The organism is Acinetobacter cumulans, assembly GCF_003024525.3.
GTDB lineage: Bacteria > Pseudomonadota > Gammaproteobacteria > Pseudomonadales > Moraxellaceae > Acinetobacter > Acinetobacter cumulans.
Window position 1 is genome coordinate 926415 of the sequence record NZ_CP035934.2, and the last position, 13719, is coordinate 940133.

Annotated in this window: 9 protein-coding genes, 1 tRNA gene and 1 pseudogene; 4 read left to right on the plus strand and 7 right to left on the minus strand. The window is 38.4% G+C overall.

The window, feature by feature from the left end; translation table 11 throughout:
- Nucleotides 1–12: 12 nt before the first annotated feature.
- Together rng and C9E88_RS17585 are read left to right on the plus strand one after the other, a co-directional pair.
- The gene (rng, locus tag C9E88_RS04340) at nt 13–1467 is read left to right on the plus strand and encodes a ribonuclease G (protein ID WP_106984452.1); all 1455 of its coding nucleotides are present in this window, start codon (nt 13–15) and stop codon (nt 1465–1467) included.
- 142 nt (nt 1468–1609) lie between these two features.
- On the plus strand, nt 1610–1783 hold the full coding sequence (locus C9E88_RS17585; protein ID WP_165382474.1) for a PA1571 family protein: 174 nt from the start codon (nt 1610–1612) through the stop codon (nt 1781–1783).
- A gap of 118 nt (nt 1784–1901) precedes the next feature.
- Here C9E88_RS17585 and C9E88_RS04345 read toward each other — a convergent pair whose 3' ends face one another.
- Both C9E88_RS04345 and C9E88_RS04350 read right to left on the minus strand, forming a co-directional pair.
- Nucleotides 1902–3281, minus strand: coding sequence for a WS/DGAT/MGAT family O-acyltransferase (locus tag C9E88_RS04345; protein ID WP_106984453.1), 1380 nt, complete (start codon nt 3279–3281; stop codon nt 1902–1904).
- A gap of 167 nt (nt 3282–3448) precedes the next feature.
- The gene (locus tag C9E88_RS04350; RefSeq protein WP_106984454.1) at nt 3449–4183 is read right to left on the minus strand and encodes a phosphoadenylyl-sulfate reductase; all 735 of its coding nucleotides are present in this window, start codon (nt 4181–4183) and stop codon (nt 3449–3451) included.
- 211 nt (nt 4184–4394) lie between these two features.
- On the opposite strand from C9E88_RS04350, the gene thrH reads away from it, so the two are divergent.
- Nucleotides 4395–5012 (plus strand): bifunctional phosphoserine phosphatase/homoserine phosphotransferase ThrH, encoded by a 618-nt coding sequence (thrH, locus tag C9E88_RS04355; RefSeq protein ID WP_106984455.1) that lies wholly within the window; start codon nt 4395–4397, stop codon nt 5010–5012.
- 85 nt (nt 5013–5097) lie between these two features.
- Here the strand turns inward: thrH and C9E88_RS04360 are convergent.
- The 5 genes and pseudogenes from C9E88_RS04360 to C9E88_RS04380 form a co-directional block, all read right to left on the minus strand.
- Nucleotides 5098–6363, minus strand: a pseudogene (locus C9E88_RS04360) (OmpP1/FadL family transporter).
- Between the two features lie 825 nt (nt 6364–7188).
- Entirely contained in the window at nt 7189–8319 is a 1131-nt protein-coding gene (locus C9E88_RS04365) for an OmpP1/FadL family transporter (RefSeq protein ID WP_106984456.1), read from the minus strand.
- Between the two features lie 295 nt (nt 8320–8614).
- Nucleotides 8615–9862 (minus strand): OmpP1/FadL family transporter, encoded by a 1248-nt coding sequence (locus C9E88_RS04370; RefSeq protein WP_106984457.1) that lies wholly within the window; start codon nt 9860–9862, stop codon nt 8615–8617.
- 606 nt (nt 9863–10468) lie between these two features.
- Nucleotides 10469–10544, minus strand: a tRNA-Arg gene (locus tag C9E88_RS04375).
- 86 nt (nt 10545–10630) lie between these two features.
- Entirely contained in the window at nt 10631–11986 is a 1356-nt protein-coding gene (locus C9E88_RS04380; protein ID WP_106984458.1) for an amino acid permease, read from the minus strand.
- 327 nt (nt 11987–12313) lie between these two features.
- On the opposite strand from C9E88_RS04380, the gene prpF reads away from it, so the two are divergent.
- Complete coding sequence (prpF, locus tag C9E88_RS04385; protein ID WP_106984459.1) at nt 12314–13504, plus strand: 2-methylaconitate cis-trans isomerase PrpF; 1191 nt, start codon at nt 12314–12316, stop codon at nt 13502–13504.
- Nucleotides 13505–13719 lie beyond the last annotated feature (215 nt).

Sequence of the window (13719 nt, forward strand, 5' to 3'; positions counted from 1 at the left end):
TTGAGTCTTATTATGTCTGACGAATTGTTGATTAACGTCACACCGATGGAATGTCGTGTGGCTTTAATTGAAAATGGCACCGTCAATGAGCTATTTGTTGAGCGCACTGTTAAACGTGGATTGGTGGGCAATATTTATAAGGGAAAAGTGGTACGTGTGCTTCCGGGTATGCAAGCTGCTTTTGTTGATATTGGTCTCTCGCGTACAGCTTTTTTGCATATCAATGATATGGTTTGGCCACGTAATCAACCCACACCTAATGTCTTTGAATTACTCCAACCTGGGCAGATCCTGACGGTTCAAGTCATGAAAGATATGCTTGGTACCAAAGGCGCGCGATTAAGCACAGACCTATCTATTCCTTCTCGCTACTTGGTCATGATGCCTTTTGGCAGTCATACAGGTGTATCACAGCGCATTGAGTCTGAAGAGGAGCGTGATCGCTTACGTGGCATTATCGAGCGTATTCAAGCCGAGCATAAGCTTCCTGGTTCAGTTATTGTGAGAACGGCAGCGGATGGTATTGAAGAAGCAGCCATTGCACAAGACATGGCTTATTTGGCCAAGCTGTGGGAATACATACAACGTAAGCAAAAAAGTATTGCAGTTCCATCGTTAATTTTTGAAGAGCTACCTTTACCACAGCGTGTTATACGTGATTTGGCCAACGAAAACACCGCTAAAATTCATGTCGATTCACGAGAAATTCACGGCAAACTCAAAGAGTTTGTAGACGTTTTTGTACCGAATATGCGCGATAGCCTCATTCACTATCCAGGTGAGCGTCCAATTTTCGACTTGTATAATGTTGAAGAAGATATTCAAAAAGCCTTACAAACGCGTGTGGCTTTAAAGTCGGGCGGTTATCTGATGATTGACCAGACCGAAGCAATGACCACCATTGATGTAAATACAGGCTCTTATGTCGGTGGTCGTTCACTGGAAGATACTGTTTTTAAAACCAATATGGAAGCAACACAAGTGATCGCCCGTCAATTAAGACTGCGTAACTTAGGTGGCATTATTATTATTGATTTTATTGACATGCAAGAAGCACAGCATCGTGAACAGGTGATGAGCCAGTTTGAAAAAATGCTCGAACGTGATCATGCCAAAACCAAAATTACCCAAGTCTCTGAACTGGGTTTGGTGGAAATGACACGTAAGCGCACACGTGAGTCATTAGAGCACTTGTTGTGTGAGTCCTGCCCAACTTGTCAGGGACGCGGTTATGTGAAAACTGCAGAGACAGTATGTTATGAAATATTTCGAGAAATCTTACGATATGCGCGTGCTTTTGAATCGCAAGGTGGCTTTACCGTGGTTGCACATCCGTCTGTGATTGACCGATTGTTAACAGCCGAAGCACCTGCAGTGGCCGATTTAGAGCACTTTATTAGTCGTGTAATCAAGTTTCAGGTGGAAAATCTGTATACGCAAGAGCAATACGATATCATTCTGAGTTGAAATTGTAACAGAATATCGTTAAACACTTGTTACATCTGAAATTTTACTTTTAATCTCAGATTTACAATACTAGACACATCGAATAGCCAAAGCCATTTCTCAATTGAGAGAGGGGAAATGGTTTAGCAAAGTGAGGTGTGTGATGGGTGTAAGTAAAGCAGTGATTGAAACAGGCTTAAAACATGTACTAGATGCAAAAAATATGCATACGGCTTACATCGTAGATGAGCGTGGTAATGAAGTACAAATTACAGCATCTATGATTCGTTCAGCTTGTCATGAATTATTAAAACAGTGTAGACACATTAAAAAATAAGGGGCATATAGAGCCCCTTATTTTTTTGTCATTTTGAAGTCTCAACCCTCAAGCTGAGGGGGGTGAGATGATTTAAATTGGATTGCTAAGTTCTTTTAATGCGATCAGATTGGAGAATCTAACTGACCGCTTGCAACTTTGGGTGATTGGCATTCACAATTGCTTCAAAGGTTTGAATCTCATCTTCTAAATGGGTAAGTAAGTTCTGCATTTTAGGTAATGCATTACGACAAGCAGTTAAACCCACTTCCAATTTATCCATATAACTGGTCATTGTAATGTTCAGCGCTTGGCCATCCAAAATAATAGAAGCAGGATACAAGGCTTCTAAACGTGCACCATTCCAATACAAAGGCTCTTGAGGGCCTGGCACATTTGAAATAACAAGGTTAAACGCTTGACGTTTTGGCATAAGGCCAGACGCAATATTTAAGCCAGCAGCACCATAAATAAACGCACTATAATTCAAAATTTGATTCGCATTCATGCGTTTAAAGCGTTGTTTGGCATTCAGCACACTGCGACGCACTATTTTTAAACGCTCTAGTGGATCATCTTTATGCGTACCCAAATTCGCTAAAATCATGGTGATACGGTTTGATGTTTCTGAGTCATCATCACGAATAGAAGCAGGGACCATGGCGATCAATGGTTTTTTCGGAAGTGCATTTTGATGAATTAAATATTCACGCAGTGCGCCTGAACAAATCGCCAGTACGGTATCGTTAATCGTCACACCCAATGCATTGGAAATATGACGCAAACGCGAAAACTCAAATGATTGTGCGGCAAAACGACGTGAAGAGCTGACACGCTGATTTAAAATAGAGCTCGGCGCTTGGAAGCTAGACACGTAGTCAGGATTGCGTCCCATGTCTTTCATGATGGTCTGAGACAGCTCGTAGGCAACACGTGGTGTGGCTTGTAGCTGGCTTTTTAGACCATCTAAAATACTTTTTGCCCGGCTGACTTTGGGCTGTTTTAAGCGTTTTGCACGCGGGCCTTCAACACACCAAGGCGGTACAATACTTTTAGTTGTTGGATCATGCGCAAGAGATTTTTGTACCAGACGCATACCTGCGATACCATCCACCATGGCGTGGTGAATCTTGAAATACATGGCAAAGCGGTTGCCTTCAATTCCTTCAATAATATGGCAGGTCCATAAAGGTTTAGCACGGTCGATGAGTGCGCTATGTTCTTGTGAGATATAAGTAAGTAATTCACGAATTCGACCAGGCTGTGGTAAGGCAATATGGCGAAAATGATGATCTAAATCAAATTCTTCATCTTCATCCCAAAAGAACCCATTCAATTTGTTATTAAAAGGTGGAATGGGAATCGACTTTGAGTTTCGAATATCTGAGACTAAATCTTGAATAAAAGATGCGGCTACATTGTCTGGAATTTGAAATAAAAATAGACCGCCCACGTGCATGGGTTGTTGCCGTTTTTCCAAAGATAGAAAAATAAAGTCAATTGGGTGTAATGGACGCATAGGGGTGATTGCCTCATTGCAATATCTATGGGAACTCTTGTCTGAGTTACCTTGTTAGAATTATATGATTTCTTATGCAGTATAACGGGTTTAGCTTAAAAAAAAATGAAATTCTGTGCATTTATAAGGTGAAAAAAACCACTGCATGGGCAGTGGTTTTGATGGGCTTATTTTTTCATATTGCCTGCATGCAAACCGCATTCTTTATGCGTGGCATCTTCCCACCACCAACGACCTTCACGTTCGTGTTGGTTTGGAAGAACGGGGCGAGTGCAAGGCTCACAACCAATGGAGGTGAAGCCACGTTCATGCAATGGATTGTATGGAATTTCCATGAGACGGATATAATTCCAAACATCTGCGCTAGACCAGTTAGCTAATGGGTTATATTTGATGAGTTGCTTGCCAGGACCTGAAAAACCAGGGTCGGCTTGAACCACAGGAATTTCATTACGCGTACCTGGACTTTGGTCTTTACGTTGACCTGTAATCCAACCATCCAAAGTTGCTAGTTTTTTACGTAGTGGCTGTACTTTACGAATACCACAGCATTCTTTGTGGTCATCTTGATAAAAACTGAAAAAGCCTTTTTCGGACACAAGTTTTTGTACAGCTTCAGACTCTGGGAAGCAAATTTCAATATCAATTTTATAGTGTTTGCGCACGGTATCTAAAAATTGATAGGTCTCTGGGTGTAAGCGACCAGTATCTAGGCTAAAGACACGAAAAGGAATACCTAAATTAGATGCAAGATCAATAAGAACAACATCTTCTGCACCAGAAAAAGAAATCGCAATTTCGCCTTGTTGGCTCAGTGCAAGTTTCATAATTTCAGACGGAGATTTGTCTGCATATTCAGATGCAAGTGCATCTACAAGATTAATACTTGGGATTGTAGTCATGTGTGTCCTGGCAATAGGCTTGGAAACGGCAAACCTATATTAATTTATTTCACATCTATTTTAATAGAAATGCTAAAGATGACTTATTAATAAAAATTAGATTGATATGAAAAAAATAGAATTAATAAAGCTGAGCGTTCATATATAAACATCGGCTATGATAGATACAACTTTTAATAACTTTTTACAACACTGACATTTGGGAGAACCCATGGAAATCGTATGTCTAGATCTTGAGGGCGTGTTAGTTCCAGAAATTTGGATTAACTTTGCAAAAAAAACAGGGATTAAGGAGCTTGAGGCGACCACACGTGATATCCCAGACTACGATGTGCTAATGACACAACGTTTAAACATTCTTAAACAACATGGTTTAGGTTTAAACGACATTCAAGCGGTTATTGCAGATATGGGGCCATTTGAAGGTGCGAAAGAGTTTGTAGAATGGGTGCGTACGCATTTTCAACTCATTATTCTTTCTGACACATTCTATGAATTTGCTCATCCATTAATGAAACAATTGGGATGGCCAACGATTTTCTGTCATAAATTAGAAACTGACGAAAATGGCATGATCACTGCGTATAAACTGCGTCAGCCTGATCAAAAACGTAAAGCAGTACAAGCATTACATGGTTTGAACTTCCGTGTGATTGCGGCTGGTGACTCTTATAATGATACGACGATGCTAGGCGAAGCAGACAAAGGTTTCTTGTTTGATGCACCTGCAAACGTTATTGCAGAATTCCCGCAATTCCCACCAATTCATGGTTATGCAGCATTAAAACAAGCGATTCGTGAAGCATCGGTACGTGATATTCCTGAATAATCAAATGTGATTGTGAATTTAGCAATCAATAAGAGAAGGGCGCCAATGGCGCCCTTTCTTGTTTAATCCTAATTTGTAACGCCAATTAGAAGCGGTAACCGATTTTCAAGCTATAACCGATTGCATCATTGTCTTTAAAGTTGGCAGAATATTCATCTGAACCAAATACACTCGCAACTTGTGATTTAGCATCGCCGAGCATAAAGTATTTAACGCCAGCTTGAATAAAGCTTTGTGGTGTTGGGCTGAATTGGCCGCCTAAACCTACACTCCAATAGCCATCTGTTGGTCCAAGTGTTGAAACAGGATTACCTGCACCAGAATCCCAACCCACCATGACTGTACCAGCCCATTGGTCATTAAATTTACGACCTACACCCACATTTGCAGAAATTTGGTCTTTATCGTATGCGATTAAATCAAAACCAGTTGGTTTTCCTGTGCTTCCTGCAATAGTCGATATTTGAGTTGCTTCACCAAATTGATGAGGTCGAATACTGAAATTAGACCAGTCCACCCAACGTAACTGAGCAAATGCGACAGTATTTGCCATGATACCGCTTTGTAAATCAATATTTACAGACTGCGGTGTGGTGATATCTGTTTTTCCATTAGTTCGTTTTGCAGGCTTATACAAACTTAGGTTAAGTAATCCGCCAAATTCTTCTGTCGCATTAACTGAGTGGTCGATTTCTGAACGATAAGTTACGGATGCTTTTAATGCAATTTCTGGAATTTGATATGCAATACCCGCTAGCCAACCCGCAGCGCTGTTTTCTTTAATCGTTGCGCCATAGCCACTGAAGAGTGAATATTCGCTACCTGCAAGTTTAATATTGCCTTTTACAGTTTGATAAACTGCACCACCATAAATATTCCAGTTTTCAGTGGGTTGATAACCAGCGATCAAAGATAAATTCTGTGATTTAACTTCAACTTTAGTGCCTTCGGTTGCACTATTAAAGGCACCACTTGAATTACTACAGCCTTTACTTGCAGAAGGAGTAGAGCAATACCCTGACACTTTGTATTCTGCATCTGCACCAAATGGTTGGTCATAAATTAAACCAGCAGAAAAATGTTCATTAATTTGAAATTTTAAGGCTGCATTAGGGAAGTAATAACTGTTCGCCATATCACCTAATGGTGTGTTTTTAAGCTGACCAGTTGCATCTTCCTTCATAGTTCCAGAAACATCAGCATCTAATACTGAAATACCAGCTTCAAAATAATTCCCTGGCTGTAAAAAAGCTTGGATGGATTGCCCTGAACGATCCATTGCTGCAGCAAAAACACTTGATGCTGGTAGACTTGCTCAAATTATTGCGCTCGTTAATTTTTTTAAATTCATTTTACTATCCAAGTATAAATAAACGCTTCATTGCTTTAAAAAATATGAGAAATCATTTTAATTTTACTCATACCTTATAGGCGAAAAATACCATAAATATAAAAAGAGTAAAGACTCTAAATTTAATATTTGGTCAAAAAATAGATTTTTATATTTGGTTTTTTGGTGCTTTTACTCTAAAAAATATCACTAACATTATGAAAATACATACTATATTTATAAGATTAAACGCTATAGTCAATTGGGTAAAAAACATCAATTCTTAAGCATTAAAAAAAATAATATGTGAAATATGTCTCATTTATATTTTAAAAAAATAGGGTAATACATTTTATTTTTAGAGTTTTTGTAATTTTTTAAAGGGTTGTTGGGGGTATAAAAATTATTGATTTAAATATTAGGTGTAGTGGGGAAGTGGAATTTTAACAATGTAATCTAAATAGCGAAGAAAGTATTAAATTAAAACTATTAAGATATTTTAATAGATAGAGCGATTTAAATAGGTAGGATTTATTATTTTGATAAATGAATAAGTCCGTAAATTTGGAATTGTTAATGGCTGCTGTTTTTAATATAAAAGTAAGTTTGTTAATAATATTGGTGTTTATATTAGAGAAAAAGTGGAAAGCTGTGCAATTTTAGACGTGCATATAAAGATTATTTTACTGTGCTACTATCATTTGATGAGCTCAATTTAAGCAGATTAAAATATGATTAAGTATTGATTAAAATATGGAACGAATGAATTGTTTAGTCGTTCTAATAATCAATATATAAAAAAGAATAGCCCAATCATTTGATTGGGCTATATTTAATCAATACGAATTAGAAGCGGTAACCGATTTTTAGACCGTATGCGATAGCATTGTTATCTGAAAAGCTACCTACATTTGGTGTAGTACCTGTTTTAGCTGTTGCATCACCTAGCCACATATATCGAATGCCAGCTTGAATGAAATAGTTTTCTTCAGGGCTATATTGACCACCTAAACCTACACCCCAATACCCTTCGGTTGGTCCAAGTGTGGTTACAGGATTGCCAGCGCCTGTGTCATAGCTTACAAGTGCTGAACCTGACCATTTTTCATTAAACTTACGACCTACACCAACATTCGCAGACCATTGATCTTTCGAGTAATCAAGAAGGTTTGCACCGCCAGAAGCTGTTTGTAAGTGTTTTGGAGTAATAGCAAATTGGCTCCATTCAACCCATCGAATATTAGCAAAGGCAATTGTATTAGCTGCAATACCAGTTTGAAGGTCAAGATTGACAGACTGAGGGGTTGTTGCATTGATTGGATTTGTAACCGTATTTAGACCTGTAAGCAATGATTTTTCTTTTGATGTAGCTTCATGCTCTATTTCTGAACGATAGGTTAATGCTGCTTTTAGTGCAATATCTGGAATTGAGTATGCGAAGCCTGCAACCCATCCCCATGCCTCTTGTGTGTCTATGTCAAGATTATAATTTAAGCCACCATACACTTTACCACGTAAGCGTACATTTGCTTCCACTGTTTGCCATGCTGGACCAGCATAGATATTCCAGTTTTCATTTGGTTGATAACCAATAAGAGCTGTAATATTTTCTGTTTTAACAGTTACAGCAGTACCTTCGTTATTTTGCTCAAAAATTTGATTTTCAATGCTGTATTGTGCATCTGCACCAAAAGGTTGGTCATATAATAAACCGAGCGAAATTTTATCTGTTAGTTGTACTTTTACTGCTGCACTAGGGAAGTAGTAGTCTTCCGCCATATCTGAGACATTACTTTTAAGAAAATTATCTTGCCCTTTAACGGTTGGGTCGATAACTGTAATCCCAGCTTCAGCATAATTTCCATTTTGCAAAAAGGCAGAAATAGATTGACCAGAGCGATCTAAACCAGCAGCAAAGATTGATGATGTTGGTAAAGCCGTGAGTAAAATAGCAAGGCTAAGGCGATTTAGTTTCATACATTTCCCTGTTTGTAACTTTTCATAGAAGTTCAATGAGGGAAAAGTAACACATAAAAAAAATGAGTAAATACTCAGATTTGCTCTAAAAATGAACTTATGCATGCATAGAAAAGGGTTGTCTAGAGTAAAAATACTATTTATGTGAACTTATCTAAATGATTTTGAATAAAAAAATAGAGTAATTATTTTAATTTTTAGCGTATGGAGGGTGGTGAACTGTTTGCTTATAGTTTGATCAATTAGAAGTTAAACGACTGCAGCGTACTGCAGTCGTTTAAAAATAGAAGATGAATTAGAAGCGGTAACCCATTTTTAGGCCGTATGCCCAAGCATTGTTGTCTTCAAATTTAGCAACTTGTGCTTTTTCAGCATTACCAGGGATTGAGTAAGCACCTGAACGAGCAGTTGCATCGCCTAACCAGAAGTATTTTATACCACCCGCAATGAAGTAATTAGGTGCAGGGCTGAATTGAAGGCCTAGACCAATATTCCAATAACCTTCTGTTGGGCCAAGTGTAGACACAGGATTGCCTGCACCCGTGTCATAACCTACAGATACGTTACCCGCCCACTGTTCATTGACTTTACGGCCTACGCCTACAGTTGCACTATATTGGTCGTCTGAGTAGTCAACTAAGTTGAAGCCTTTAGTATAAAGATTATTTGTAGCTTGAGCAGAAGCTAGTTTAGACGCTGTGTCAAATTTATAAGGGCGAATTGAAAAGTCTTTCCAATTTACCCAGCGCAAATTAGCAAATGCGACTGTATTAGCCATGATACCAGTTTGGAAATCTAAGTTTACAGATTGCGGTGTTGTAATGTCAGTGTTGCCATTTGGTGCCACATTTAAACCAGCAAATGCAGAAGTTGCGGCAAAGGTTTCATCACTTGCTACTTTGTGATCAATTTCAGAGCGGTACGTAACAGATGCTTTTAATGCGATATCTGGAATTTGGTAAGCAGCACCTGCTAACCAGCCTACAGCGCCATCTTCTTTCATTGTGGCATTATAAGCACCAAAAGCTGTTTTTCCGTTGTAGGCAAGACCACGTAGCTGTAGGTGACCTTTTACAGTTTGGTAAACAGGGCCTGCATAAAAGTTAAAGTTTTCAGTTGGCTGATAGCCAAAAATCATTGAAATATTTTGAGTTTTTACATCCACTGTTGTTGCTTCGCCATTGCCACCATGGAATAAACCTTCACCTGTTGCAGATAAAGGTGCATCAGTTGTAGCATAAGTTGCTGAAGCGCCGAAAGGTTGGTCGTAAATTAAACCAAAAGAAATATTATCAGTTAACTGTAGTTTAAGTGCGGCATTCGGGAAATAATAATCATCAGCCATATCTGCAATGCCAGATCCATTGGCAATTGCTTTACCTGAAACAGTTGGGTCAAGTACAGAAATACCTGCTTCGAAATAGTTGCCAGGTTGTAAAAAAGCTGAGATTGATTGGCCAGAACGGTCTAATGCTGCTGCAAATGCGCCCGCAGTTGGTAGTGTTGCAAGTAGTACTGCTGTAGATAGCGTTTTCAATTTCATTCTTCATCTTTCCTTGAGGTGAAAATTCGTTCGGTTACTGCATTTTTATAAGTGACGATTGTTATATTTTATGGAGGATTTTCCTGCTTTTATGTTGCCTGGCTGTTTACTCCATGTCACAAAAATAGCACAAATTAAATAAGAGTAAATGCTCTAGAAATAAAAAAACGAATAAATTGTGATCTATTAGAGTTAATATTCTAAAAATTTAAAAAATGGTTAAATTAAGCTATTGTTCTATAATAAATAAATAAGCTGTTTGAAAAATTATTTTTTATTTAATTAGTTGAAATATTAAGTTTTTTTATTGTGTTGCATGTCACATAAATATAGGCTGATGTATTGTTTAGTGTGTATATGATGATGTTGAAAGGAAAGACCATCATGATGTGTCAGCTGATTTAATTGAAAATTTTGTTCTTTTAACTTCACTTTGAGCTGAATTACATAGCGCTATGTATTGTGTGCCTTGTGCTGAAATAAATATAACAGGGGCTTTATTGAAGCTTTAATGCAAATTAATTTTTGGATGTATTTATGATTCTTAAAATAACGCATTGATCACATTTGAGTGAGATAGCTTCAAATGATTAGAACAAGAGGAAATGGTGCGCTCTGCGGGACTTGAACCCACGCCGGTCGCTTAGGAGGCAACTGCTCTATCCAGTTAAGCTAAGAGCGCAAGTGCGGCTTAATTTACTCTAATTTGAGATAAAAAAAAAGTTATTGCCGAAACAATAACTTTTTATTTTAAAGCAACGCTGTAATTTATGCTTTTGATTTATTAAGTGATTTAAATAAACCAAACATAACCAGAATCCAAACTGGAATCATGTATACAGACTCTTTAAATCCTTGAGTCCACATAATGTAAAGAATGGTCGCAATGAACAACAAAACCACAAAGTTACTTACTGGTGCCCAAAGTGCAGGGAATTTTGTTTTCTCACCAATTTTTTTCATGTGTTGCATGAATTTGAAGTGAGTCAATGAAATCATTGCCCAGTTTAATACTAATGCACCTACCACGATGTAAATTAAGTGACCTAAAGCATCTTCTGGGACGAAGTAGTTTAAAAGTACGCATCCAAAAATAAGCAGTGCAGAGAACAACACGGCTGGAATTGGCACACCTTGACGGTTTACTTTTAAGAATACTTTGGGTGCATTTCCTTGTTGCGCTAAACCAAATAACATTCGGCTATTGGCATACATACCACTGTTATATACAGAAAGTGCCGCAGTTAAAATAATGAAATTAAGTAAATGCGCTGCCCAGTTAATGCCCAATTGACTGAAAATCATTACAAATGGACTTTTATCTAGACCACCTAAATCTAATTGATTCCATGGCACTAAAGACAAGAGAATTGTTAGAGAGCCGACATAGAAAATCAGAATTCGGAAAACCACTTGGTTGATGGCTTTAGGAATGGTTTTTTCTGGATTTTCTGCTTCTGCAGCGGCCATACCAATTAGTTCAATACCACCAAAGGCAAACATTAAGAATGCCAGCATGTAAAAGAGACCATCAAAACCATTCGGGAAGAATCCGCCATGACTCCATAAATTAGAGAATGACGCAGTAGAACCCGCATCTGCTGTCAAGAGCAGATACAAACCGAATAGAATCATCGAAACGACAGCAGTCACTTTGACAATTGATAGCCAAAATTCAGATTCACCATAAAACTTCACATTGCCGAGATTGACTAGAGTAATCACGATAAAAAAGAATAAAACTGAAGACCATGCAGGGATGTGAGGCCACCAATAATTAATATATTTAGCGACAGCAGTAAGTTCAGTCATGGCAACTAGGACATATAAAATCCAATAGTTCCAACCTGCTAAAAAGCCTGGAAATTTACCCCAGTATTTGTTTGCAAAATGACTGAAAGATCCCGCAACAGGTTCATGAACAATCATTTCCCCGAGTTGGCGCATAATTAAAAATGCGATCAGGCCGCCAATGGCATAACCTAAAATAATAGAGGGTCCTGCAGATTGAATGACCTGGGCTGAACCCAAGAATAGGCCTGTACCGATCGCTCCGCCCATCGCGATGAGCTGGATATGACGGTTTTTTAAGCCGCGCTGCAGTTGTGAAGATTCGTTATTCAAAGTACTCACCCGACAATGGAGTAAGTGAAAGATTGTAATAGATTGAGAAGAAATAGCCTAGTAGCTCAAAATCTATAAAAAATATTTATCAATCGAATTGAAATTATTTAATTTGATTTTTCATATTAAAAATATATGAATCAATATATTAATTTTATTTGTTTAGAAGTGGTTATTAGAAATGTATAAGATTTGAAAATACAAATGCTGTTTTTTTATACTTAAGTCATGAGTTAGATAAAAGATTGACAAAAAAAGGTATGATTCTGAGTGCTCAAATAACGCTATTTGACTCAACAAATGATAAATATGAAGGACTGAATAAAAATGAGTTATGCACCCCAAATCCGTATTCCTGCAACTTATATGCGTGGTGGTACCAGTAAAGGTGTATTTTTTAAGCAAGATGACTTGCCAGAAGCTGCACAACAAGCAGGATACGTTCGAGACCAAATTTTATTACGTGTGATTGGGAGTCCAGATCCATACGCTAAGCAAATTGATGGCATGGGGGGGGCAACTTCTAGTACCAGTAAAACGGTAATTTTATCTAAAAGTACACAACCAGATCATGATGTCGACTACTTATTTGGTCAGGTGGCTATTGATAAAGCCTTTGTTGATTGGAGTGGTAACTGTGGCAATTTAACAGCAGCAGTTGGAGCATTTGCCATTTCTAATGGTTTAGTTGACAGCACACGTATTCCAAAAGATGGGATCTGTACGGTGCGTATTTGGCAGTCCAATATTCAAAAAACCATTATTGCGCATGTCCCAATGCATGATGGTCAGGTACAAGAGTCTGGGGACTTTGAACTTGATGGTGTGACTTTTCCAGCAGCTGAAGTGCAAATCGAATTTTTAGACCCTGCAGATGATGGTGAAGACGGTGGTGCTATGTTCCCAACGGGCAATGTCGTTGACGAGTTTGAAGTTCCAGACATTGGCACTTTTGAAGCGACGTTTATTAATGCGGGCATTCCCACGATTTTTATGAAAGCTGAAGCATTAGGTTATATTGGGACTGAATTACAAGACGATATAAACAGCGATGCCAATGCACTGGCTAAATTTGAGAAAATCCGTGCGTATGGTGCCAAATTTATGGGCTTGATTCAGGATGTATCAGAAGCAGCACAACGTCAGCATACCCCAAAAATCGCTTTTGTTTCAGCGCCTAAAGCTTATGTATCTTCAAGCGGTAAACAGCTTGAAACTGGCGATACAGATTTATTGGTTCGTGCACTATCAATGGGTAAATTACACCATGCCATGATGGGAACAGCAGCTGTTGCCATTGGTACGGCAGCTGCTGTACCAGGAACTTTAGTGAATTTGGCAGCAGGCGGTGGTGAACGTGAGGCTGTACGCTTTGGACATCCTTCAGGCACACTCCGTGTGGGTGCTCAGGCCGAATTGGTCGAAGGGCAGTGGGTGGTGAAAAAAGCAGTAATGAGCCGTAGTGCTCGTGTATTAATGGAAGGTTGGGTACGTATTCCTGCGGAAACCATCGCTTAAGTTGAATCATTAATATTTTTTAATCTCTAAAAGCCCTTGTATGTTTCAAGTACAGGGGCTTTTTTAATGTAAACAAGCGTGGCAATAGTTTTTATTGTTCAGTTAGGCTTGGAATGAATTTGAAAAGCATAAGCTTATATAAAAATAAAGCGAGCTTTAGCGGTTAGCATATTGAGGTTTAATGATTTGAATCACACGCTTTGATGCGATCATGG

Coding starts and splice junctions, on each gene's coding strand:
- C9E88_RS04350 (WP_106984454.1), bottom strand. CDS start 4,183: ATGACTACAATCCCAAGTATTAATCTTGTAGATGCACTTGCATCTGAA.
- C9E88_RS17585 (WP_165382474.1), top strand. CDS start 1,610: ATGGGTGTAAGTAAAGCAGTGATTGAAACAGGCTTAAAACATGTACTA.
- thrH (WP_106984455.1), top strand. CDS start 4,395: ATGGAAATCGTATGTCTAGATCTTGAGGGCGTGTTAGTTCCAGAAATT.
- C9E88_RS04345 (WP_106984453.1), bottom strand. CDS start 3,281: ATGCGTCCATTACACCCAATTGACTTTATTTTTCTATCTTTGGAAAAA.
- prpF (WP_106984459.1), top strand. CDS start 12,314: ATGAGTTATGCACCCCAAATCCGTATTCCTGCAACTTATATGCGTGGT.
- C9E88_RS04370 (WP_106984457.1), bottom strand. CDS start 9,862: ATGAAATTGAAAACGCTATCTACAGCAGTACTACTTGCAACACTACCA.
- rng (WP_106984452.1), top strand. CDS start 13: ATGTCTGACGAATTGTTGATTAACGTCACACCGATGGAATGTCGTGTG.
- C9E88_RS04365 (WP_106984456.1), bottom strand. CDS start 8,319: ATGAAACTAAATCGCCTTAGCCTTGCTATTTTACTCACGGCTTTACCA.